This window comes from Alistipes sp. AM16-43, assembly GCF_003435745.1.
In the GTDB taxonomy this organism is placed as follows: Bacteria; Bacteroidota; Bacteroidia; order Bacteroidales; family Rikenellaceae; genus Alistipes; species Alistipes onderdonkii.
Map to the genome: position 1 here is coordinate 190,530 of NZ_QTUQ01000001.1, position 23,831 is coordinate 214,360.

Here is a 23,831-nt window from a genome sequence, read left to right on the forward strand (position 1 = left end):
TTTGTTTCGAACTCCAAAGATACCATATGTCGGATTAAATCACTAACTTTGCCGTGATTTTAGACAGACCATGATATCTCTTGACAACCTTACAGTAAGTTACGGGGGCTGGACGCTCTTCGACAACATATCGTTCCTGATAAACCCCAAAGACCGCATCGGCCTCGTCGGCCGGAACGGGGCGGGCAAAACCACGCTGCTGCGCATCATTACGGGCGAGCAGCAACCGACCTCGGGCAGCGTGACCCTGAACGGCGACTGTACGATCGGCTACCTGCCGCAGACCATGCGTGTGGCCGATACGACGACGCTCGTCGAGGAGACCGCCAAGGCGTTCGAGGAGGTGCTGCGCCTCGAGGCCGAGATCGAGCATCTGACGCGCGAGATCGCGGAGCGTACCGACTACGAAAGCGACGGTTATGCGCAGCTGTTGCACCGCCTGAACGATGCGCAGGATCACTACCATATCCTCGGCGGCGAGACCCGCGAAGCGGATATCGAAAAGACGTTGCTGGGGCTCGGGTTTAAACGCGGGGATTTCGGACGCCCGACGAGCGAATTCTCGGGCGGCTGGCGCATGCGTATCGAGCTGGCGAAACTACTGTTGCGCCGTCCCTCGATCTTCCTGCTCGACGAGCCGACGAACCACCTCGACATCGAGTCGATCCAGTGGCTCGAGGATTACCTGAAGAATTACAGCGGCGCCGTGCTGCTGATCTCTCACGACCGAGCTTTCCTCGACAACGTCACCAACCGCACGGTCGAACTCTCGCTGGGCAAAGCGACCGATTACAAGGTTTCCTATTCGAAATACGTCGTGCTGCGCGCCGAACGCAGGGCGCAGCAGATGGCTGCCTATGAAAACCAGCAGCGCATGATCGAAAAGACCGAGGAGTTCATCGAGAAGTTCCGCTACAAACCCACCAAGTCGAACCAGGTGCAGTCGCGCATCAAGCAGCTCGAACGCCTCGAACGGCTCGAGGTCGAGGAGGAAGACCTGGCGACGCTCAATATCAAGTTCCCGCCCGCACCCCGCTCGGGACAGATCGTGGCCGAGATCAACGAAGCCGGGATGTCGTTCGGGGCGAAGCATGTCTTCAGCGGCGCGAATTTCATCATCGGGAAGGGCGACAAAATCGCCCTTGTCGGCCGTAACGGCGAAGGCAAGACCACGCTGGCGCGGATGCTCGTCGGGCAGCTGACGCCGACCGAAGGTTCGGTGCGGCTCGGTGCCAACGTCAATATCGGCTACTATGCCCAGAACCAGGACGACCTGATGGACGGCGAATTCACGGTGTACGATACGCTCGACCGCGTGGCGGTGGGGGACATCCGTACCCGCCTGCGCGATATTCTCGGGGCGTTCCTGTTCCGCGGCGAGGATATCGACAAGAAGGTCAAGGTGCTTTCGGGCGGCGAGCGGGCACGTCTGGCCATGGCCCGCATGATGCTCGAACCGCGCAACCTGCTGGTACTGGACGAGCCGACCAACCACATGGACATGCGTTCGAAGGACATCCTCAAGAATGCCATCATGAAGTACGACGGCACGGTCGTCGTCGTGTCGCACGACCGCGAATTCCTCGACGGCATGGTGCAGAAGGTCTATGAGTTCCGCGACGGCGGGGTGAAGGAGTACCTCGGAGGGATCTACTATTTCCTCGAAAAGCGGAAGCTGGAGTCGCTCCGGGAGATCGAACGCAGGGAGGCCCCGCAGAAACCCGCCGTGCAGGCAGCCCCGAACCCCGGGGCGGCCGTTTGCGGCAAACTCACCTACGAGCAGCGCAAGGAGCAGGAGAAACAGCTGCGCAAGCTGCGCCGGGCGGTCGAGGGAATTGAGGCGGAACTTGCCGCGATCGAAAAACAGATCGCCGCTTACGATGCGAAATTCGCTGTGGCGACCACCTACGACGAAGCCGACTACAAGGCCTACAACGACCTGAAAGCCCGTTACGACCACCAGATGCACGAGTGGGAGAAGGCATCGTACGAACTCGAATTAACCGAGGAACAGTGATTTCCGGGAAACCCGGCTGAACCTTGTGCCGCCCGCCCCGGGGCAAATGAAAAATAAGCTGCTATGGACAACATTATTTTCGGGATACGTCCCGTGGCCGAAGCCATCGAGGCTGGACGCCAGATCGAGAAACTTTACATCCGCAAAGGTGCCGAAGGGCAGTTGATGACGGAGCTGAAAGACCTCTGCATCCGTCACCGCGTGCGGATGCAGGAGGTGCCGGTCGAAAAGCTCAACCGCCTCACGCGCGGCAACCACCAGGGCGTCGTGGCGCAGATTTCGGCCATCGAATATGTCGAGTTGGCCGACATCCTGGAACGGGTGCCCGAGGACGAGACGCCGCTGGTGGTGATCTTCGACGGGGTGACCGACGTCCGCAATTTCGGCGCCATCGCCCGCTCGGCCGAGTGCGCCGGGGCGCACGGCCTGGTGACGCCGCTGAAGAACTCGGCCCCCGTGAATGCCGAGGCGATCCGCTCGTCGGCCGGGGCGCTGGCGACGATCCCGGTCTGCCGCGTGGGGTCGATCCGCAATACGATAAAACTGCTCCAGACCGAAGGGTTTCAGATCGTCGCCGCGACCGAGAAGAGCCGCAAACTGCTCTACGATGCCGATTTCCGCAAGCCTACGGCCCTGGTGATGGGTGCCGAGGATACGGGCATCTCGAAAGAGGTGCTCAAACTCTGCGACGAACAGCTGGCAATCCCCCTGATCGGGCATATCGAATCGCTGAACGTCTCGGCCGCAGCGGCCGTGATGCTTTTCGAGGTCGTGCGCCAGCGTATCGGACAATAAACGAAAACCATGAAAGCGAAACTCGGACATTACGTGCAGTGGCTTCGGGAGGGGTTCCTGCAAATGCTGCGCCTGCACCCTGTGGAGGCGGGATTGATTGCCCTCGGCTGTATCGGCTGCCTCGTCGCCTACGAGACGGACAGCGACGACACCCTGGTCAGGCTGGCGCTCGTGCCGCTGGCCTTCGCTGTTGCGCTGGCCTTCAATAACCTTGCGGGGACGGGGCCGTGGCGGAAAGTCTACTGGGTATGCTGGGCGCCTTTCGTGCCGTTCGCGTTCTGGGGAGGTCTGGAGGACTGGCTCGCCAGCGAGCCGTCGTTCATCACCTTCGGCATCCTGGCGCCCCTGGCGCTGCTGCTCTGCCGCCGTGCCGCGTGCAACAAGCGGTTCGTCGACGACATCATGGTGTGGCTGCGTTCGGGCATCCTCGCTGCGCTCTTCGCCAATGTGGCGCTGGGGTTGTTCTCTGCCATCCTCTTCTCCACGACCTATATCTTCGGGCTCGAAGGGAGTTGGATCGAGCATGTCTGGATATATGCGCTGATCCTTTTCGAGACCTTCGTCGGCCCGGTGCTTTTCCTGATGATGTACGACCGTTGGGCCGGTGCCGAATGCCGCGGCACTCGCATCCTCGACGTGTTGCTGAACTATATCGTGACGCCCGCACTGCTGATCTACACCGCCATACTCTGCCTTTACATGGTCAAGATCCTCGTTACGTGGTCTTTGCCCGAGGGTGGGGTGGCCTATCTGGTATTCGGGTTCACACTGCTGGCCATCGCGGTCAAGGCGTTGCAGCCGTTGTTGCAGAAACGCATGTACGACTGGTTCTTCGACCGCTTCAGCCTGGTGTCGTTGCCTACGCAGTTGCTGTTCTGGATCGGCGTCCTGCGTCGTACGAACGAATACGGGCTTACCGAACCGCGCGTATACCTGCTTGTCTGCGGCGGGCTGATGACGCTCTGCGTGCTGTTGTTCCTCTCGCGCCGTACCGGGCGCTACCTGTACGTCGGCCTAGCGGGGTTCGTCTGCTTTGCGGCTTTGGCCTACCTGCCTGTGCTCGAACCGCAACGCATAGCGACCGGCTCGCAGGTGCGCCGTGCTGTCCGTGTGGCAAAACAGCTTAACATGCTCGACGGCGAGGGCCGGCTGCAACTGGACGCCTTTGTCCCCGACACCCTGCTGCGCCGGGATTACCGCCGCCTTTACGAGGCGCTCGATTATGTTGCCGACCATGATACGCTGGCCTTCGCCCGGTTCGGGGTGGAGATCGGCAAAGTCCGGGAGGCCGTGCCGGATCTGTTCCGCGATTATGTGGTCTACGGCTACGATTACCGTACCAACGACAACTGGGTGTCGGTGTACCCGGACGGGGTGCGACGCATCGACCTTGCCCAAGGGTATCGGGTGCTGTATGCCAACCTTTCGTACAATCGTTACGACCGGAGCCGCAGGCCGTATTACCGGTTCGCGGACGATACGCTGCGGATCGACTTCGGCACGGAACGCTCCGAATTCGTAATTTCCGCACCCGCCCTGTTGCAGCGGCAACTGCGGCGTGCGGGCAAGGGGGATTATCCCCTGCCCTCTGAGCTGGAGAACGCTGCCAATGAACTCCTGACCTATTCGGATGAAGAGTTGTTGATCCTTTTTTTCAGTATGAGCATCGAACGGCGGGATTCTGCGCTTCGCCTCGACGATGTGGATATCTCGGCCATTATGGCCCGTTAGGCATGATTACGACCGTCGAACATCCCCGGTTGGGTGAGGTCGTCCTCTCCCAGTCGCGCCGCGCACGCCGTATTTCGATCAGCGTGCGCGGGACGGGGTGTGTCCGCCTGTCGTTTCCTTGCGGGGTTTCCGCACGGCGAGCGATGGAGTTTCTCGAGTGCAAAGCCGGATGGGTCGAGGCGGCCCGGGCACGGCTTGCGCAGCGGCGTGCGGCACTCCCGCCGCAGTTGCCGCCTGCCGCGGAAAAAGCCCGCGTCGAAGAGCTGCGGCGCGCCGCCAAAGCCGACCTGCCCGACCGTATCGGGCGGATCTCCCGCATCACGGGGCTGAAGTACAACAAGCTGACGATCCGTGCCTCGCGTACGAAGTGGGGGAGCTGTACCGGGACGAACAATATTTCGCTGAGCCTTTTCCTGATGACGCTTCCGGAGCATTTGCGCGATTTCGTCATCGTCCACGAGTTGTGCCATACCGTTCACCACGACCATTCCCCGAAGTTCCATGCGTTGGTCGACCGGCTGGTCGGGGGCAATGAAAAAGCCCTTAACCGGGAGTTAAAGGCTTTTTCGATTCGGGGCTGACGCCCCACCCAAACATAACAATCCTATAAAAGGAACCCCTCGCTCCGCAGCGGCCGTCCGGGCCGCCGTGAAGCCTTGCTATTTCCGTTGTTTAACCAGATATTGTTCTTCCCGGTAGGTGAAACTGATGAAGAGGAAGGCCAGGGCGCACGCCGCGAGCAGCATGATGAATCCCCAGTCCCAGCCCAGGTGCTGTACGATCGAACCCATGGCGATGTTGGCGAGGATGGCCGTGCCGAAGAAGTATCCGAAGAATCCGGTCAGCCCGGCGGCTGTCCCGGCGGCCTTCTTGGGTGCGAGGTCGAGGGCCTGAACGCCGATCAGCATCACGGGGCCGTAGATCAGGAATCCGATGGCGATCAGCGATATGTTGTCCAGCAGTACGCTGTCCATGTTTTTCCAGTAGATCACGACGAAGACCGCGACGAGTGCCATGTAGATCATGGTCGTGATGGCCCGGCGTCCTTTGAAGACCTTGTCCGACAACCATCCGCAGATGATCGTGCCGGGGATGGCTGCCCATTCGTATGCCGAGTAGGCCCAGCCCACATCCTTGATGTCATAACCCTTGATGTCCTTCAGGTAGGTCGGCGCCCAGTCCAGTACGCCGTAACGCACCAGGTACACGAACGCATTGGCGAAGGCGATATACCAGAGTATCTTGTTGTTGAGTACGTATTTGAAAAAGATTTCCTTCGTCGTAAGCTCCTGCTCCGACTTCTCGCTGTAATTTTTCGGGTAGTCGTTGCGGTATTTCTCGATGGGCGGGAGCCCGGTCGACTGGGGCGTGTCGCGGATCAGCAGGAATGCAAGCATCGCGACCACGATGGCCACCACGGCGGGGAACCAGAACGTACCGATCTGCCACGACCCGAACCACAACAGTCCGTAGGCCGCCATCGGGCCGATCATGCCGCCGCCGACGTTGTGGGCGACGTTCCAGACCGACATTTTCGTGCCGCGTTCGTTCTGCGAGAACCAGTGGGTCATGACGCGTCCGCACGGGGGCCAGCCCATGCCCTGGAACCAGCCGATGAGGAACTGCGTGATGAACATCATGACGATCGACGAGATACCGGCCGATGTCCCGAGGAACATCGTCACCAGCGCCGACAACACCAGTCCCAGCGGCAGGAAGACACGGGCGTTGCTGCGGTCGGAGACGCCGCCCATCAGGAACTTCGAAAGCCCGTAGGCGATGGCGTTCGCCGAGAGCGCGATGCCCAGGTCGCCCTTGTCGAATCCCATTTCGACAAGGTGGGGCATGGCCAGCGTGAAGTTCTTGCGCACGAGGTAGTAACCGGCATATCCGATGAAGATGCCGATGAATACCTGCAACCGCAGCCGCTTGTACTCTTTGTCTATTTTTTCCGCAGCGACGGGCGGTTTGTGTTTAGGGGGTCGTAGTATTTTCCACATGGTTCAGCGATCAGTTTTGTTCAAAGATATACGTTTTCGCCAAATCCGTGAAATCCTTTACCTGTGTATCGATCCAGGCCTGGTCGTGACCCAGCTCCCTGGCCATCATCGCGGCTACCTTCGGCGCCGCCGCGATGGCTTCGCGGGCATCGACGAAAAGCAGGCGCACACGGCGCGAAAGCACGTCCTCGACCGTCATGGCCATCTCCTCGCGTACAGCCCACAGCACCTCGGCATAGGTATAGCCGTATTTGGGCGAGAGTTTCTCGCCCAGCTCGGGCTGCTGCTTGATAAGGTCGAGGATCTTGGGCTCGTCGCTGCCGTAGACGTACATGTGATCCGCCAGGTTGGGATTCTTGCGGTAGCCGTGGATACGCAGTTTCTTGGTCACGCACTTGCGGTCGGGCAACTTGGCGACCTCGATCGCCTTGTCCACCGTATCCTCGGCCATCAGACGGTAGGACGTCCATTTGCCGCCCGTGATCGTCACCAGCCCGTTGTCCGAAACGATGATCTTGTGGCTGCGCGAAATTTCCTTGGTGTTTTTGCCCTCCTTCTTGGGCGCCGCCAGCGGACGTTGCCCTGCGAAGACCGAAAGGATGTCCTTGTAGGTCGGCGCGGGGTTCATGTAGAGTCCTGCCGTGCCGAGGATGAAGTCGATCTCTTCTTTGAGCGGGCGCGGGTCTTCTTCAGCCTTGGGACGTACGATGTCCGTGGTGCCGACCACGACCTTGTCGTGCCAGGGCACGGCGAACAGCACGCGGCCGTCCGAGGTCTTGGGTACCATGATGGCGTAGTCGCTCTGCAGGAATTTCATGTCGAGCACCAGGTGCACGCCCTGGCTCGGAGTGACCATCTTGCGGTGCGTAGGGCTGTCCATGTGCATGATGTCGTCCACGAAGCACCCTGCGGCGTTCACCACGCTGCGGGCCTTGATTGTGTGTTCTTCGCCCGTGAGGTTGTCCACGAATTTCACGCCGGCGGCACGTCCCGCATCGTCGTGTACGATCCCCGTAACGCTCGCCTGGTTCACGACCGTGCCGCCGTTTTCGATGCACGTCTGCGCGAGGTTGATCGCCATGCGCGAGTCGTCGAACTGCCCGTCGTGGTATACGACGCCGCCCTTGAGTCCCTTTTCGACCGAAGTGGGGATGTATTTCATTACTTTTTTTGCCGAGATGAATTTCGAACGGCCGTAACCGAAACCGAACGAAAGCATGTCGTAGAAGGTCAGACCGCAAAAATAGAGGAAATTATCCCAGTAACTGTAATTCGAGATCACGAATGCCTGGTCTTTGACCAGGTGCGGGGCGTTGGCTTTCATGCGGCCGCGTTCGCGCAGGGCTTCGAGCACCAGCATGACGTCGCCCTTCTGCAGGTAACGTACGCCGCCGTGCACGAGCTTCGTACTGCGGCTCGATGTGCATTTGGCGAAGTCGGTCTTTTCGAGCAGCGCTACGCTCAGCCCGCGGGTCGCTGCGTCGACCGCCACGCCGAGGCCCGTGGCGCCCCCGCCTACCACTACGATATCCCAAACCTTGTCTTTCTCGGATAGTTTTTTGATCTGTGCAAGTCTTTCCATAAATTCATGAATTTCGTTTCGCAACAAAATTACATATGATTTTTTGTATTTCAAAATAAAATATGTTTTATTTCATAATATTTCGTTTCGGAGCACAATATATTGCCGAAAAAAATATTTCTCCGGAAGGTTTCGATCTAATTTCGGATTATTTTCGTATCTTGCATTATAAAACCAAATTTTTAATCGACCTATGAATAAATCCGGCGAAGAGACTATTTTGAGCCTTCCGGAGCGTCATAACCGGATCCTGGCACTGTTGCAGCAGAACGGCTCCATATCCGTCGTGCAGCTGGCCGAGTTGTTCAAGGTTTCGGAGGTCACGATCCGCAAAGACCTCTCTTTCCTCGAACAACAGAAGAAACTCTACCGCACGCACGGCAGTGCGATCCTTATCAGCCCCTATATCAGCGACCGCCACGTCAACGAGAAGGAGAAGAAAAACGTGGCGGAGAAACGGGCCATCGGGGCCAAGGCCGCAAGCCTTGTCGCGCAGGACGATTCGATCATCATCGCGTCGGGCACGACCATGGCCTTCCTCGCGCGCGAAATCAAGCCCGTCGGGCACCTGACGGTCATCACGGCGGCCGTTCCCGTGACATCGATCCTTTCGCAGGACGCCAACGTCGACGTGATCCAGCTGGGGGGCATTACCCGCAGCAGTTCGGTGTCGGTCGTGGGGCCCTTTGCCGAACAAATGCTCGGCAACTTCAATTGCAGCAAGCTGTTCGTCGGTGTCGACGGCATCGACCTCGAATTCGGGCTTACGACGACCAACATGCTCGAAGCGGCGCTGAACCGTGTGATGATGAACGCCGCGCAGAAGGTTATCGTACTGGCCGACAGTTCGAAATTCGGACGCCGCGGCTTCAGCAAGATCTGCGACCTGGAGGCTGTCGACCGCATCATTACCGACAATGGCATCCAGCCCCTTTACCTCGACCGGCTGCGCGAGCGCGGCATCGAGGTGATCGTCGTCGATGCATGATATACCTTAAATATAGGGACTCTTTCAGCCCGATTGCGATCAGACTCTTGTGAGGTGCCGGTCAAATAAAGGCGACGGTGATTTTCACCGTCGCCTTTATTATACCCTCCCCCTCCAGTTCGAAAGGTAATTCCGTACGTTGCGTTTGCAGCTGGACTTGTGTTTTGCGGAGATGCGAATGCCGGAGGTTTTGAAGGAGAACCCAGTCGGAAGATGCTTGCAAATATTTATTTCTGCCTGCGGTAAAAATCGCCTGCATGTTTAAATTCAAATCCGATCATTCGTTCATTATAGATACTGTCCATTTTGGAGATTGTTATACTGATTTTTATATTGCCGTAATGGGGCGGATTCGTTTCCGAAGGTTTCTTGTCGTAAAAATCATAGTAATCTATTATCGGCAAATCAATGACTTGCGCCGGGGCTCCGCAATATTTTCCAACCGTTTCTACGACTTCTTCTCGTGTGGCTATTTTGCTTGCCAATCCAAAAACAGCGAAGTCGGAAATATTATGCCAGTTATCGGATCGCGGCGTAATACTGATGCTGTTCACAATGCAATCGGTTTCAGGGAGGGCTTGGGCCGTGGGGTTAAATATCACCGCGTTGATGATTTCTCCCTTTTCGTTTTTTACCGTTGTTCCCCAGTATTCATCTTTGGCAGTGGGAGGGATCATTGCGACGCCAGCACGGCTTTTGTAGTTCCCGGCCTGCATCAAATCTATAAGTTTGCATGGAAATGTGATTTTGCAGCCGTTGAGGACGAATCCCGATTTCCAGAATTCTTCCGGTATGTTTTTTATAGCTTCCATGGTAAGGCGCTTTTTGGGGGATTCTGCGTGGGTTTTCTGTTTTATTTGTGCTTCGATGCCATTGAAGGGGCTGAAAATCAACAACACAAGCATTAAAAGAATTTTTATGTTCATATTTCTGTATTTATGTTCGGGTAGCCCGAATTTTTACAAAGTTACTTGTTTTTACGGAAGTCAGTGTAATATTTAGGTGAATTTCATTGCGCAGCAGCAAGCGCTCAGTGTCTTGGACGGATATGGCCGCCGATAGACAGGCTGTAACAGAAAAGCAGCCCGGAAATCCGGACTGCCTATAATAATCGGACGGCTTGAATTAAACGGCAAGCCATTTATATTGCCGCTGTTATTTCAGCAAGGCCTGCAACCGCTCGGGGTAATCCGTCGTGATGTAGTCCACGCCCAGGTCGATGAAATAGCGCATGTCCTCTTCCTCGTCGACCGTCCATACGTTCACCTCCAGTCCCAGCTTTTTTGCCTGTTCCACCCATTCGGGGTGCTTGCGCAGCACGCGCATCGAGTAGTCGATGCCGGTGAGGCCGAGCCCCTTGATGCTGCGCGGGGAGAGGTCTCCGTTCAGGTAGAAGATACGCCCGTCGGGCAGCAGTTTCTTGAACGCCAGGCAGGCATTGATCGAGAAGGCGATGATGTCGGTGCGGTCGAGCAGGTTGTACTTGCGCAACGCCTTGACGATCTTCTCGGCCGCGAGGTCTTCGCGCCGAAGGTCGGAGAGCGATTTCATTTCCAGCACCAGCCGGGTGTCGGGTTTGCCGGCCACCAGGCGCAGATAGGCGTCCAGCGTCGGGATGTTCTCGCCGTTGGGAAGCACGATCGAGGTGATCTCCTTCAGCGTGCTTTTCTCCATGTCGATCTCGGTACCTTTGTATATACGGTCGTGGTTTACGATCAGCTTGTCGTCGGCAGTCAGCCATACGTCCATTTCCGAGCCGAAGGCCCCGACCGAATCGGCTTTGGAGAACGAAGCCAGGGAGTTCTGCGCCGAATTGGGCGCCGTCCAGTAGCCGCGGTGCGCGATAACTTTGGGCTGAGCGAAAGCCGCGGCAGTTCCTGCGAAGAGCAGGGCGGCGGCGAAGATGAGCTTTTTTGTCATATCGTTTGAAATGTTGGTTGAGTGCTTATAAATCGAAACTTCAACAAAGTTAGTAAACATTTCCGGAATAACAAGCCCCGTGGGGTGCAAAAGGTGTTTTTTCAGGATGATGTCATCATACGGGAAGGGTTTGTGATTTTGAAACGAAACACGGAGCGGAACGATATGTACGATTTCCCGGCGAAATATATCGGAGTTTCGGGATTTTTTCCTATCTTCGTATGATGTGGAAATGGAATCCTTAACTTAAAACCAGAATAGACCATGAAAGAAAAAGTCAGCAAAAAGTTCCAGGAGATTTACGGCTCCGGGGCTATCCTGTTCGCCTCGCCGGGGCGTATCAACCTGATCGGGGAACATACCGATTACAACGGGGGCTTCGTTTTCCCGGGGGCGGTTGACAAAGGAATCGTGGCGGCCATCAAACTCAACGGCACGGACAAGGTGCGGGCCTATGCGCTCGACTTGGGTGAAAGCGCGGAGTTCGGGCTGAACGAAGCCGATAAACCCGCCCAAAGCTGGGCTTGCTATATCTTCGGCGTATGCCGCGAGATTCAGAAGCGGGGCGGTAAGATCGGCGGTTTCGATACAGTATTTGCGGGCGACGTGCCCCTGGGTGCCGGCATGTCGTCGTCGGCAGCGCTGGAGTCGACCTACGCCTTTGCGCTGAACGACCTCTATTCGCTGGGCATCGACAAATTCGAACTGGCTAAGATCGGCCAGTCCACCGAGCATAACTATTGCGGCGTGAACTGCGGCATCATGGATCAGTTCGCTTCGGTTTTCGGCAAGAAGGGCAACCTGATCCGCCTGGACTGCCGTTCGCTGGAGTATGCCTATTTCCCGTTCGACCCCAAGGGTTACAAACTCGTCCTGCTCGATTCGCGCGTGAAGCACGAGCTGGTGGGTTCGCCCTACAACGACCGCCGGGCTTCGTGCGAGCGGGTGGCCAAGATGCTCGGGCAGGAGTTCCTGCGCGGCGCTACGATGGAGCAGCTCGATGCCATCAAGGATAAGATCTCGGACGAGGACTACAAGCGTGCCCGCTACGTGATCGGCGAGGAGAAACGTGTGCTCGATGTCTGCGATGCGCTCGAAAAGGGCGACTACGAGACGGTCGGCAAGCGGATGTACGAAACCCATTGGGGCATGTCGAAGGATTACGAAGTGTCGTGCGAGGAACTGGATTTCCTGGCCGAGGTTGCCGAGGAGTGCGGTGTGACGGGTTCGCGCATCATGGGCGGCGGCTTCGGCGGCTGTACGATCAACCTGGTGAAGGACGAACTTTACGACAACTTCATCGCCACGGCGAAAAAGAGGTTCAACGAGAAGTACGGCCATGAACCCAAGGTGTACGAGGTCGTGATTTCTGACGGTTCGCGCCGTCTGGAATAATCGTTATGGAAAAGTTTCGCAGGTTTCTGCATCCCGTGTGGACAGGATTCGTACTTCTTATTGCGGCGTATGTCCTGCGGGGAGTTTTCCTGTGCGCGCGCGATACCTTTTTGTACAATCGGCTGGATCTTTGCGATCCGGCCGATTTTAAAATTTACCACCGTAATACCGAACCGAAGCGTTGGCGTTCCCAGGTGCATACCTATCGGCTGTACGGGACGTTGTATCCTGAAATCCGCAATGCGGATATGCGTGTCGGATACGATGCGTATTCACGTTATGCCATCGGGGATACGATCCGGGTGTACGCTACCTCTTCGGGCAGGGTAGTGCCTGTCTCTACGGTTGAGAAAATGCGTATTTGGCACATCGGCAGCCGGGGACTGGCTTCGGAGCATTTTCCGGAGCTGTTGGTGTTTATCGGCGGCGGATTTGTTTTGTGGTGCCGCAGGAACCGGCGCAGGTCATAATATTTTTTGCAGGAAAACCTCGTCGTGGAATCCGTCGGCAAGCCGCAGCCACTCCTTCCTGACCCCCGTTTCTGAAAACCCGGCGTTGCGGAAAAGTGCGAGGCTCGCCGCATTTCCGGCTTCGACGCTGCACCATAACTGGTGCAGGTGCAGCATGTCGCGGGCATAGCTGCATACGGTCTCCACCGCATCGGCGGCATAGCCTTTGCCGCGTTGTGCCGTATCGTGGATCAGGATGCCGACGCCCGCACGGAGATTCACCGGATCCAGGTCGAACAGGTCGAGCGCCCCGACGGGGAGGCCTTCCGGGGTTTCGATGATAAGCCGCTGCTGGCGGGTTTGGAAAATGTCGAATTGCTGCCCTTCGATGAACCGTTCCAACGTATGGCGGGAAAAAGGCGCCAGCGTACCGCTGACGCCCCATATCTGGGTGTCGTTTTCCCAGGCGTACATCAGCTCGATGTCTCCCGGTTCGAGGGCTCGCAGCCGCGTTGTCCGGCCTTCGAGGTTCATCAGATGCCGATGATCTTGTTGCGGATGAGCATTGCCACACCCCATGCGTTCGCGTTCTCGGTCATCTTCGATACGCGGAATTTGGTGTCCTTGTATACGAGGTTGAGCGAATATTTGTTGGTTGCAGACTTGAGGGGGAGCATGATGTAGTCGCCTGCGGCGGCCATGTTGCCGCCGACGATGACCGTCTCGGGGTTGAACGTGTTGATGAGGAAGGCCACGGCCTTGCCGACTTTTTCGCCGGCCTCCTCGATCAGCTCGATCGAGAGGTTGTCGTCGTTCTTCGCCGCGGCGATGATGTCGTCGATATGGATGCTCTTCTGCTGGTCGTACTTCTCCTTGAGGATCGTATTGACGCCTTTCTCGATCAGGTGGCACATCTTGTCCTCGATGGCGATACCCGAAACCTCGGTTTCGAGGCAGCCCTTTTTGCCGCACGAGCAGATGATCTCGTTGTCGAAAAACGGGATGTGTCCGAATTCACCGGCGAACCCGCTTTTCCCGTAGTAGAGCTGCCCGTCCACAACGATTCCGATTGCCACGCCGCGCCCCATGTGCAGGTAGAGCACGTTGCTCTCATCCTTCGACTTGCCGCACGTGTACTCCGCATAGCAGCGGGCGCGGGTGTCGTTTTCGAGCAGCACGCGCAGCCCGACGCGCTCTTCGAGCACTTCGCGCAGCGACTGTTCGCTGGAGGTGAAATATTTGTAGCTGCGGCCCGTGTCGGGATTCACGCGCCCCGTCATGCAGACGCCCAGCCCGAGGATCTTGCCCCGGTCGATGCCGCAGGTGGCGATGAAGTTCTCTATGTTGGAACAGATGCGCTCGAAACACTGCGGGCGATCCTGCAACTCGAAGGTGTAGTCGTATTCCTCCTTGATGATGTTGTTCTGCAGGTCGGTGATCAGGAACGTCATGTTGTCGCGCCCGACGTTGATGCCTGCGAAATAGATTGCCGAATTGGCCAGGCCGAATATGTTCGGCCTGCGTCCGCCCGGGGTCTCCACCTTGCCCAGATCCGTTACGATGTTCTCATCGACCAGTTCCTGCACCAGCTTGGTAATGGTCGGGACGCTGATATGCAGCTCTTTGGTCAGTTCCGAGAGCGTACATTCGCCGTTCACCGCCATGTAGGCGATGATGTTGCGCTTGATGATACTGTTCTTGTGCGAAATACCCTTCAGGGCATCGTCTTCGTGTTTGTTGAAAAATTCGGTGAGTGATGTCATCCGTCCTGTCTCATTTTTAACTAAACCTTTGCAAATATAATAAGTATATTTAAAAAACGCAACATGTTTTTAATAAAATTTAATAAATTTTGTTTCAAAACACATTAAAATAAAAGGAACGGACTGATTTTCAGTCCGTTCCTTTTTGTTTTGCGGCTTTTTAGACTATAATGCCGATTTCGATTCTACGACGGCTTCGGGGTTTACCTTCCTGATAAGGCCCTGCAATACGGTGCCGGGGCCGAGCTCGGTGAATTCCGTCACGCCGTCGGCGAGCATGTTCTTTACGATGTATGTCCAGCGTACCGGGGCGGTCAGCTGTGCGATCAGGTTGGCCTTGATCTGGGCGGGATCCGTGTAGGGCTTCGCGTCGACATTCTGGTAGATCGGGCATACGGGTGTCTGGAACGGAGCCTCGCTGATCGCCTTTTCCAGTTCCTGCTTGGCAGGCTCCATCAGCGGCGAGTGGAATGCGCCGCCTACGGGCAGGCGCAGGGCGCGGCGCGCACCGGCGGCCTTGGCTTTTTCGCAGGCTGCGTCGACGGCTTCCACGGCACCCGAGATCACGAGCTGGCCGGGGCAGTTGTAATTGGCCGCTACGACGATGCCGTCGACCGATGCGCAGATTTCTTCGACTACGTGGTCTTCCAGGCCGAGGATGGCGGCCATCGTACCGGGCTGTGCCTCGCAGGCGGCCTGCATGGCCATGGCACGCTTCGAGACGAGCTTCAGGCCGTCTTCGAACGAGAGGGCACCGGCCACGACCAGGGCCGAGAACTCACCCAGCGAGTGTCCTGCGGCAGCGTCGGGTTTCACGCCGAGCGCCTTGGCCATGATTACCGAGTGAAGGAATACGGCGGGCTGCGTCACTTTGGTTTGCTTGAGTTCGTCGTCTGTGCCGGCGAACATGATGTCCGTGATACGGAAACCGAGGATTTCGTTGGCTTTTTCGAAAAGTTCCTTTGCTTCGGGGACGTTGTCGTAGAGGTCTTTGCCCATACCGACCGCCTGTGCACCCTGTCCGGGAAATACGTATGCGTGCTTCATAATTTTTTGCTGAATTTTTGTTAGCGCCGGCAAAGATACGAATTTATTTTTTAACTTTGCACCGCAATGGTTCACAAAGGGCCGGGCAAGGCCCCGTGTGATTAAATGGGAATGCCGTGAAATTCGGCAGCAGTTCCCGCTGCTGTAAGTTCCGTCTATTGCCGCACACTCTTTAGCCACTGGCTTCGGCCGGGAAGGCGTTGCGGCTGGAACGAGCCAGAAGACCTGCCTTGCATCTCCCGGTGGGAGGATCCTTATTTTCGGGCTGGCTCTGCGGAGAACGGAGCGCTTCGGACGGAGGCACGGCAGTGCCGGACGTTTGTTGTGAGGACAGGCATATTATATATATGTGCAGTCCGGTTGCGTAAAATGGTGGATTCGATTCCCGGGGTTCGGAACCGGATTTTTTTATTTTATGCACATAAAACAAACGAAAGATGAAAAAACTTCTCCTTTTAGCCTTTGCGGCTTCGGCTTTAGCCGCCTGCTCGGACGACGACAAGATGCCGACCCCCCCCCAGCTCGAAACAATATCTTTCAGTGAGGTGGAACTTGGTGCCGACGGATACCTGTGGGGTAAAACTCTGGCAACGGATGTAGACGGCTCGTTGGAGTTCGAAGGCGTGATTTACAAAGAAGGAACTGCTTCGTTCCTCTCTTATTTCTCGGATTTCGGCGGTGTCTGGGACACGTGGTGCAAATTCGCGATGTCTGCCTGTCATGACAAAACGACTTTCGGGACGGATAACCAGTTCAGCGTTTATACGACGGCTGATGACGGCCAGAACAAGTTCGCCGTTGCATACGATATGAAAGGTATGGGCCCGGGTTATTCGTTCAGCCCGGCCATCGAGTTTTCGACGGTTATTACTCCCGTGTCGCTTCGTATTGCCAATAATACGTGGACATATCTTTACCTCACCGATACTAAATACAGCGACTTCAGTGTTGCGATTATCGGTTTCAACGGTGAAACCGAAACGGGGATGATTGAGGTGCCGTTGGCATCGGACAACAAGGTCGTAGCTGATTGGAAGAACGTAGGGCTGGATAAATTGGGAGCCGTGACCAAAATTGTTTTCTCTGTTGAGTGCGATGATGTGATGGCGCCGACTTATTTCTGTATTGATGATTTCGCTTATACCGAATAACTATTTTGAGATGAAAAATATTTTTTGGATTATTGCGGCTGCATTTGCCTTTGTAGCCTGCTCGGACGACGACGGCCCGTGCGAGAAACCCTTTGACGGCGAAGTAGTATCATTCGAGGCCTCCGAACATCTGCTCGACGCCATGACCGGCGACGACGTGAAGCTCGGCCCCGTTACGATGTCCCTGATGGGAATGGGGGATTATACCTATGCGAACGCTTTTTGTGCGAAGCAATACGCTGTGGGTGCGGATTTCGACGGCATGCTCTTTTCGACGGCAGACCAGAATCTGGTTTTCAACGCCTATTATTCATCGCTATACGACGGGTGGGGCGGCATCGGGCTTTCGCGGATGCCCGACCGGAATGCGGCCGCTCCCTCCAGCAAGCAGCAGTTCTCCGTGTGGGCGGACGGCGGTGCCAACGGTACGGAAACCTATGCCGTATTTTACGATTCCAACTCGCCGACGGAAATGTATCCCGAATACCTGAGTGAGTCGGGTTATCCGACCATCGACCTGGTGGAGCCGCGCATCGTCGCCCACCTATACATCGCCAATTCGACCTGGGTATACAATTATTTCACGGGGGCGGATACCGACAGTTTCCAGGTGAAGATCACGGGGTCGCTCGGCGGTGTGGAAAAGGGGAGCATCACGGAAACGCTCGTCGCCGGGAAATCGAAGCTGAGCGGATGGCGCAAAGTCGACCTGTCGTCGCTGGGTGCGGTGGACAAGCTGGTATTCAAGGCGGTCTGCGACTATCTGGCAGATCCGACCTATTTCTGTGTCGACGAGATCGGGTTGCTGAAACCCGATGCCATGTAATTTGGGCCCGGCTATTTGGAGATTAGTATGGCTCTGGCAATTCCCCGTACGGCCTGCCTGCCGTGCGGGGAATTTTTTGCCGCTTCGCCGGTGTCTGATTTCGGCCGGGGCGGTTGCCGGACGGGTGTTTGCTGACCGGGCGGTTGCCGGCCGGAACTGTTGTTCGGTGGGCTGTTACCGGATCGGTGCTTGCTGTCCGGGTGCTTGTCGGCCGGGCTTGCCGGGGGACGTCCGGCGCAATAGCAGCAGCAGGCCGGGGCCGCCGTCGGGAACCGAAAAAAATCCCCGCAGGCCGATGCCCGCGGGGATTCGTTATTCAGAGTCAGTCCGGATTCAGATCAGGTTGTCTTTTTCGATGTCCTTGAAATAACGGTAGGTGCCGACCTTCAGTTCCGCGGTCGCGGGTTCGTCGCATACGACGATCCCGTGGGGGTGTACCTGCATGGCCGAGATCGTGCAGACGTGCGAGTAAGGGCCTTCCACACACTGCTGCAGGGCACGGGCTTTCTTATGCCCGAGGGCGAGGATCAATACCTGTTTCGCATCGAGCACGGTGGCTACGCCTACCGACATGGCCTGCTTGGGTACCTTGTTCACGTCGTTGTCGAAGAAACGCGAGTTCACGACCAGCGTGTCGTAGGTCAGCGTCTTGACGCGGGTGCGCGAGTTGAGCGACGAGAACGGTTCGTTGAAGGCCAGGTGCCCGTCTTCGCCGATACCGCCCAGGAAGAGGTCGATGCCCCCTGCGCGGCGGATTTTCTCCTCGTATTCGTCGCATTCCTTCTGCAGGTCGGGGGCGTTGCCGTTGAGGATGTTGACATTGGTCGGGGTGATGTCAACGTGGTTGAAAAAGGTGTTCCACATGAACGAATGGTAGCTTTCGGGATGCTCTTCCGGGAGCCCGACGTATTCGTCCATGTTGAACGTGACGACATCCTTGAACGATACTTTCCCGGCTTTGTTCAGGGCGATCAGCTCCTTGTACGTCGTCAGAGGGGTTGAACCCGTCGGCAGGCCCAGCACGAACGTGCCTCCGGCAGCCTGCTTCTTGTTGATCTGCCCGACGATGTAATGCGCCGCCCAACGGCTGGCATTTTCCTGTGTGTCTTCGATAATGAGTCGCATAAATTTTTCGGTTTATCGGTTTGTCTGTTCATTCTTCATTCGGACGGGGCGTCAGAACATCTTGACGAACACCTCGATCGCCTGGTATTCGGCCATGCCGAGCTTGTCGTAAAGCTGCGCCGTGTTCTGCGTACGCTCTTCGGCGCGCTGCCAGAACTCGCGCGGGTCGCTGCCCGGGAAGGGCATGATGTCCTTCTGCGAGAGGTGGCGGTAGATGGCGTGGCGCTTCATGATCAGCTCGTCGGGCGACAGCGGCACCGCCATGTCGACCATGCCCAGATCCCATTCCATCCATGCACCGCGGTAGAGCCACAGGTGGCATTCCTTGAGCCATTCGTCGTCCCTGACTACGTCCAGGGCGCCGAGTACGGCCTCCATGGCCGTGCGGTGTGTCCCGTGCGGGTCGGCCAGGTCGCCTGCGGCATAAATCTGGTGGGGTTTCACCTCGCGCAGCAGCTTGACGATGATGTCGATGTCCTTCTCCGTAAGCTGTCCCTTCTTGATGCCGCCCGTTTCGTAGAACGGCAGGTTGAGGAAGTGGGCGTTCGTGTCGGGGTTCAGGCCGAACGAGCGGACGGCGGCGCGTGCTTCGGCGCGGCGGATGGCACCCTTGAGGTCGAGCAGCGGACGCGGTTCGGGTTCGCCCTTCTTCTTGCCGGCGATGATCTTCTCGACCTCGGCGTAGTGGTCTCCGAAGCCCAGTTCGCGGGCCGTGTCGATGTTCTGCAGCACGACGTCGTCGTGTACGGCCACGTTGCCCGAAGTTTCGTAGGCTACGTGTACGTCGTGTCCCTGCTGCACGAGGCGGATAAAGGTACCGCCCATCGAGATGACGTCGTCGTCGGGGTGGGGCGAGAATACCACCACGCGCTTGGGGAACGGTTCCGACGGTACGGGGCGTGTCGAATCGTCGGCGTTGGGCTTGCCGCCCGGCCAGCCCGTGATGGTGTGCTGCAGGTCGTTGAACACGTCGATGTTGATCTGGTCGTAGGCGCGTCCCTGTTCGAGCAGCTCGCCCAGCGAGTTTTCGATATAATCCTTGTAGGTGAGTTTCAGGATCGGCTTCTGTACCACGCCGCACAGCCATACTACGGCCTTGCGCGTGAACTTGGGCGTCCATTTGCAGGGGCCTACCAGCCACGGTGTCTGCTCGCGCGTAAGCATCTGTGCGGCATTTTCGTCGATCACCACCTCGATATTGGGGTGCATCTGCAGGTTCGAGGCAGGCACCTGGCTGGTGACTTCGCCTTCGACGACCTTCTGGACGATCTTGGCTTTCTCCTCGCCCCACGCCATCAGGATGATCTTCTCGGCGCGCATGATCGTGTCGATACCCATCGTGATGGCCATCTTCGGCGTGTTTTCCAGGCCGAAGAACGCCCCGGACTGGATTTTGCGCGTGTTGTGGGTCAGCTGAACCAGCCGCGTGCGCGATTTGGCATACGATCCCGGTTCGTTGAAGCCGATCTGCCCGTCCTCGCCGACGCCGATGATCATCAGGTCGATCTTGCGCACCGAGTGGTCGTACGATGCGCAGTATTCGGAAATCCTGGCTTCGGGTACCGTGCCGTCGGGGATGTGGATATTTTCGGGCAGGATGTCGATATGGTTGAGGAAATCCTCGTGGATGCGGAAATTGCGGCTCTGCTGTTCGGTCGAGCGGATCGGGTAGAACTCGTCGAGGCTGAATACCGCCACGTTGCGGAAGCTGACGATCCCCTCCTCGTGGCGTTTGACCAGTTCGCGGTACAGCCCGAGCGGGGTGCGCCCGGTCGTGAGCCCCAGCACAAACGGCTGCGACTCCTCGTAAACCTCGTTCGAGCAGTGGATTTCGTTATACGTGCGGATTGCCTTCACGATGGTGTCGGCGACGTATTGCACGCCCAGGTACTCGTTTTCATAAACCGTCGTGTGGATCTTTTCGTAACGGTGGATGATGTCGCGCGGAGCCGATACTTCGATCAGGCCCCCGTCTTTGGGAAGTGAATATTTGTTGTTCATATCTTTGAAAATTTAATTTGTTCGAAAAATTCCGGCAGGTGGAAGTCGGGCTTCGGAGCCGCGATCGGCTTCCACGACAGGAAATGGGGCTGCGAGAGTTTGTCCCCGCATTTGTAGAGGTTCACCTTCGCCTTCAGTCCGCTCCAGTCCGTCAGCGAGTGCATGAACAACGCCTGCGGCGGGATGGCCAGCACTACCGACCAGCGGTTGTCGCCCTCGTGTTCGGGGAAGGGGCGCGGCCCGAGGCTCGGGTTGCGCAGGATGCTTTCCATGACCCGGGGCGTGGCATGTGTGGCGTGTTCGCGCTCTCTGCGGAACCCCGCGAGCAGACGCCCGATGCAGGTGCATTCGAAATTGTAGTAGTAGCCGCTGTCGTCGGGGGCGATGAAGAACTCCACGCACGAATCAGTCCAAACTTCCCCGTTATCCTCCGTGACGCGGGCCATCGTCCATTGTTCCCTGACGTCGAAGCGCAGCATCAGATAGGCGCCCGTGTGGAACATGCGGAACGAAACCTCCGGTGCATAGGGATATTGCTCCGGCCAGTTGCAGCAAGCTACCGGCTGCGGTTCGATGCTGCCGAAAGCGGTCTCGACGGCCCGTTTGTCGGCCGGGACGACGCCTGTTATTTTCCGTATCTCCATGATTGTTTTCCCCTCCCTCTTTTGCTGCATCGTCTTTTCCGGTTTATGCGTTTTTATGCGTTGCGGTATTTCGCCGCGATCCCGTCCACGATGCGGCACATTTCGCCGTAGTGTTCCTCCATGCTTTGCAGCAGGCGGTACTGGGCGTGGGTGCGTACGAGGTTGTGGTCGGGGTATTTTATCTTGTAATAGGTGTCGCCGTCGATGTAGTCCATCAGGAAGCGCAATACCTGTTCGAACGTGATATACCGTGCCGAGAAAGCCAGGTGGCCGATTTCCGTCTCGGTGAGCTGCGCCGCACGTTGCGAGAGGTATCCGTCGGTGTAGGCGCTGAACATTTCGGGCGAAATGCCGACGCGCGACAGGTCGCGGTCGTCCTCGTCGCCCGTGTTGGCGTAAGAGCGGATCGCGTCGCCGAAATCGTTGAGCGACGTGGAGGCCATCACCGTGTCGAGGTCGATGGCGCAGAGCACCTCGCCCTGTTTGTCGAACAGGATGTTGTTGATCTTCGTGTCGTTGTGCGTCACGCGCGTAGGGATCGTACCGTCCTTGACCTTCGACCAGAAAGAGAGCATCTCGGCGCGCCGCGACTCGATCCAGCCGATCTCCTCCGCGAGGTGTATTCTGCGCCCTGCGGCATCGCGGGCCAGGGCGGCGTCCCATTGTCCGAAACGGTGGCGGATGTTATGGAACCCTTTGATCGTCTCCGCCAGCGGTTCGGTGAAATCGTCCAGCTGGGACTGGAATTTCCCGATGCCTTCGCCGCCCTTGCGGGCCAGCTCCGGGGAGTCGGCCTTGTTGTAAGCTATCGTGTCGTCGATGAAGACCGTCGCGGCCCAGTATTCGCCTTCCGCGTCGACGTGGTACAGGTGCCCGTCCTTTGCCGGGACGACGGTCATCACCTCGCGCCGCGGGTCGCCTCCGGCCGCAATGACGCCGCGGCGGATGTGTTCCGTGACCCGGCGGATGTTGTCCATCATGGCCGGCACGTCGGGGAAAACGGCCTTGTTCTTGCGTTGGAGGATGTAGTCGGGGGCATCTGCTTCGGTGCGGACGATGAATGTGTCGTTGATGAATCCTTCGCCCAGTGAGTCGATGGCCGTGACGGGGCCTTCCAAGGCGAAATGCGATGCGATCTCTCTTAAATTCTCCTTCATGGCGTACGATTTTCTGCTGTTTCCGCGCTATTACGGTTGCACACCCCAAAGGTACTAAAAAGAACGCAGTCCTGCAACGGAATCGCGTAAAAATAAAACTTTTTTCTTTTGATGAGGTTTTTAGTAAGTATTTTTACGATCGGATGTTTTGTTGCTCATTGAATTTACAACTATGCCGCTTGACCGAAAATAAAATCCCCGGCAATTATCGGCTGCCGGGGATTTTTCGACGACGGGTGTTGCCTGTTTATTTGATGTAGCTGGTCAGCATTTTCAGGTTTCCCCCTGGAATCACGCGGAGCGATTTTACCGTGGCGGGGAGCAGCACGGTCTCTCCCTGGTGGATCGGCATTTCGTTGCCCGAGTCGTCGCAGAGTGTTCCCTTGCCTTCGACGCAGATCACGACGACGAACGAATCCAATGCCGAATAGTCGATGGTCTGCGCTTCGGTCAGGTCGTAGAGCGAGGTGGTGAAATAGGGGCACGACACCAGTTCCACTTCGCGATCCTGCGCCTTCTGGTAATGCGTCCGGTAATCGGGCAGTACGGTGTAGTCGATGGCGCCCTTCGCCAGTTCGGTGTGCAGCTCGCGGGTGTTGCCGTCGGCATCCTTGCGGTTGAAATCGTAGATGCGGTAGGTGATGTCTGAGGTCTGCTGTATCTCGGCGATAAACGCCCCGGCTCCGATGCTGTGAACGCGTCCGGCCGGCAGGAAAAAGAGGTCGCCGGGGTGTATTTCATATTCGGCGAGCAGGTCGGTGATGGTGTTGTCCGCGACGCTGGCTTCGTACTGGGCAGGCGTCACCTGCTTGGCGAATCCCGAGCGCAGGCGTGCGCCTTTGTCGGCGTCCACGACGTACCACATCTCGGTCTTGCCTTTCGATTTGTGGCGCTCCCATGCCAGTGCGTCGTTCGGGTGCACCTGGATCGAGAGATCCTGCCGTGCGTCGATGAACTTGATCAGCAGCGGGAACTCCTGCCCGAAGCGTGCTGCATTGGCCTTGCCGAGCAATGCCGCGCCGTGGCGTGCGATCAGCCCGGGCAGGGTGGTGCCCGCCTCGGGGCCTCCCGCTACGACCGATTCGTTACCCTTGACGCCCGAAAGTTCCCAGCTTTCGCCGACCTGCTTCTGGTCGGAGGCGATGTGCTTGTAGGGGACGATCTTTTCGCCGCCCCAGATTGTCGATTTGAGAATGGGTTGGAACTTATACATAATTTTTTATTCCCTGATGCTGTAAAG

At 57.3% G+C, this 23,831-nt stretch carries 21 protein-coding genes and 1 riboswitch; of the genes, 9 read left to right on the top strand and 12 right to left on the bottom strand.

What is annotated here, in order from left to right; genetic code table 11:
* Positions 1–70 precede the first annotated feature (70 nt).
* The 4 genes from abc-f to DW189_RS00765 all read left to right on the top strand — a co-directional run bounded on the left by abc-f (position 71) and on the right by DW189_RS00765 (position 5,124).
* Positions 71–2,017: a ribosomal protection-like ABC-F family protein gene (abc-f, locus tag DW189_RS00750; protein WP_117506524.1), complete on the top strand. Its 1,947-nt coding sequence runs from the start codon at positions 71–73 to the stop codon at positions 2,015–2,017.
* Positions 2,018–2,080: 63 nt separating this feature from the next.
* Positions 2,081–2,812 (top strand): 23S rRNA (guanosine(2251)-2'-O)-methyltransferase RlmB, encoded by a 732-nt coding sequence (gene rlmB, locus DW189_RS00755; RefSeq protein WP_032135948.1) that lies wholly within the window; start codon positions 2,081–2,083, stop codon positions 2,810–2,812.
* 9 nt (positions 2,813–2,821) lie between these two features.
* Positions 2,822–4,543 carry a DUF4153 domain-containing protein gene (locus DW189_RS00760; protein ID WP_117506525.1) on the top strand — a complete coding sequence of 574 codons (1,722 nt, stop codon included), beginning with the start codon at positions 2,822–2,824 and terminating at the stop codon, positions 4,541–4,543.
* 2 nt (positions 4,544–4,545) lie between these two features.
* Positions 4,546–5,124 (top strand): M48 family metallopeptidase, encoded by a 579-nt coding sequence (locus DW189_RS00765; protein WP_117506526.1) that lies wholly within the window; start codon positions 4,546–4,548, stop codon positions 5,122–5,124.
* A 78-nt stretch (positions 5,125–5,202) separates the two neighbouring features.
* On the opposite strand, the gene glpT is transcribed toward DW189_RS00765, so the two are convergent.
* Together glpT and DW189_RS00775 are read right to left on the bottom strand one after the other, a co-directional pair.
* Positions 5,203–6,543: a glycerol-3-phosphate transporter gene (gene glpT, locus DW189_RS00770; RefSeq protein ID WP_117506527.1), complete on the bottom strand. Its 1,341-nt coding sequence runs from the start codon at positions 6,541–6,543 to the stop codon at positions 5,203–5,205.
* Positions 6,544–6,553: 10 nt separating this feature from the next.
* Positions 6,554–8,125, bottom strand: coding sequence for a glycerol-3-phosphate dehydrogenase/oxidase (locus DW189_RS00775; RefSeq protein ID WP_117506528.1), 1,572 nt, complete (start codon positions 8,123–8,125; stop codon positions 6,554–6,556).
* Positions 8,126–8,318: 193 nt separating this feature from the next.
* Here DW189_RS00775 and DW189_RS00780 point away from each other — a divergent pair, with 193 nt between their 5' ends.
* The gene (locus tag DW189_RS00780; protein WP_117506529.1) at positions 8,319–9,113 is read left to right on the top strand and encodes a DeoR/GlpR family DNA-binding transcription regulator; all 795 of its coding nucleotides are present in this window, start codon (positions 8,319–8,321) and stop codon (positions 9,111–9,113) included.
* Positions 9,114–9,340: 227 nt separating this feature from the next.
* Here the strand turns inward: DW189_RS00780 and DW189_RS00785 are convergent, their stop codons facing one another.
* Both DW189_RS00785 and DW189_RS00790 read right to left on the bottom strand, forming a co-directional pair.
* Positions 9,341–10,039: a hypothetical protein gene (locus tag DW189_RS00785; RefSeq protein ID WP_117506530.1), complete on the bottom strand. Its 699-nt coding sequence runs from the start codon at positions 10,037–10,039 to the stop codon at positions 9,341–9,343.
* 229 nt (positions 10,040–10,268) lie between these two features.
* Positions 10,269–11,033: a glycerophosphodiester phosphodiesterase family protein gene (locus DW189_RS00790; protein WP_117506531.1), complete on the bottom strand. Its 765-nt coding sequence runs from the start codon at positions 11,031–11,033 to the stop codon at positions 10,269–10,271.
* A gap of 264 nt (positions 11,034–11,297) precedes the next feature.
* Between DW189_RS00790 and galK the strand changes: the two genes are divergently transcribed.
* A complete protein-coding gene (galK, locus tag DW189_RS00795) occupies positions 11,298–12,428 on the top strand; it encodes a galactokinase (RefSeq protein ID WP_022333547.1) in 1,131 nt (376 codons plus the stop codon).
* Between the two features lie 5 nt (positions 12,429–12,433).
* A complete protein-coding gene (locus DW189_RS00800; RefSeq protein WP_022333548.1) occupies positions 12,434–12,898 on the top strand; it encodes a hypothetical protein in 465 nt (154 codons plus the stop codon).
* Here DW189_RS00800 and DW189_RS00805 read toward each other — a convergent pair.
* The 3 genes from DW189_RS00805 to fabD all read right to left on the bottom strand — a co-directional run bounded on the left by DW189_RS00805 (position 12,893) and on the right by fabD (position 15,687).
* Positions 12,893–13,411: a GNAT family N-acetyltransferase gene (locus tag DW189_RS00805; protein WP_022333549.1), complete on the bottom strand. Its 519-nt coding sequence runs from the start codon at positions 13,409–13,411 to the stop codon at positions 12,893–12,895. The genes DW189_RS00800 and DW189_RS00805 overlap by 6 nt on opposite strands.
* A complete protein-coding gene (locus DW189_RS00810; protein ID WP_022333550.1) occupies positions 13,411–14,640 on the bottom strand; it encodes an ROK family transcriptional regulator in 1,230 nt (409 codons plus the stop codon). Before DW189_RS00810 ends, DW189_RS00805 begins: the two co-directional genes overlap by 1 nt.
* A 165-nt stretch (positions 14,641–14,805) precedes the next feature.
* Positions 14,806–15,687: an ACP S-malonyltransferase gene (gene fabD, locus DW189_RS00815; protein ID WP_117506532.1), complete on the bottom strand. Its 882-nt coding sequence runs from the start codon at positions 15,685–15,687 to the stop codon at positions 14,806–14,808.
* A gap of 50 nt (positions 15,688–15,737) precedes the next feature.
* A riboswitch (cobalamin riboswitch) is annotated at positions 15,738–15,935 on the top strand.
* 189 nt (positions 15,936–16,124) lie between these two features.
* Here fabD and DW189_RS00820 point away from each other — a divergent pair.
* Together DW189_RS00820 and DW189_RS00825 are read left to right on the top strand one after the other, a co-directional pair.
* Positions 16,125–16,838, top strand: a complete 714-nt coding sequence (locus DW189_RS00820; protein WP_117506533.1) for a DUF4465 domain-containing protein — start codon at positions 16,125–16,127, stop codon at positions 16,836–16,838.
* 10 nt (positions 16,839–16,848) lie between these two features.
* Positions 16,849–17,664: a DUF4465 domain-containing protein gene (locus DW189_RS00825; protein ID WP_181969284.1), complete on the top strand. Its 816-nt coding sequence runs from the start codon at positions 16,849–16,851 to the stop codon at positions 17,662–17,664.
* 333 nt (positions 17,665–17,997) lie between these two features.
* Here the strand turns inward: DW189_RS00825 and nagB are convergent, their stop codons facing one another.
* The 5 genes from nagB to DW189_RS00850 form a co-directional block, all read right to left on the bottom strand.
* Positions 17,998–18,789 (bottom strand): glucosamine-6-phosphate deaminase, encoded by a 792-nt coding sequence (gene nagB / locus DW189_RS00830; RefSeq protein ID WP_117506535.1) that lies wholly within the window; start codon positions 18,787–18,789, stop codon positions 17,998–18,000.
* Between the two features lie 51 nt (positions 18,790–18,840).
* A complete protein-coding gene (locus tag DW189_RS00835) occupies positions 18,841–20,790 on the bottom strand; it encodes a 6-phosphogluconolactonase (protein ID WP_018695309.1) in 1,950 nt (649 codons plus the stop codon).
* Positions 20,787–21,434, bottom strand: coding sequence for a carbohydrate-binding family 9-like protein (locus tag DW189_RS00840; protein ID WP_174760559.1), 648 nt, complete (start codon positions 21,432–21,434; stop codon positions 20,787–20,789). Before DW189_RS00840 ends, DW189_RS00835 begins: the two co-directional genes overlap by 4 nt.
* 53 nt (positions 21,435–21,487) lie before the next feature.
* Positions 21,488–22,591: a phosphotransferase enzyme family protein gene (locus DW189_RS00845; RefSeq protein ID WP_117506536.1), complete on the bottom strand. Its 1,104-nt coding sequence runs from the start codon at positions 22,589–22,591 to the stop codon at positions 21,488–21,490.
* A 247-nt stretch (positions 22,592–22,838) separates the two neighbouring features.
* Positions 22,839–23,804: a type I phosphomannose isomerase catalytic subunit gene (locus DW189_RS00850; RefSeq protein WP_117506537.1), complete on the bottom strand. Its 966-nt coding sequence runs from the start codon at positions 23,802–23,804 to the stop codon at positions 22,839–22,841.
* Positions 23,805–23,831: the final 27 nt, after the last annotated feature.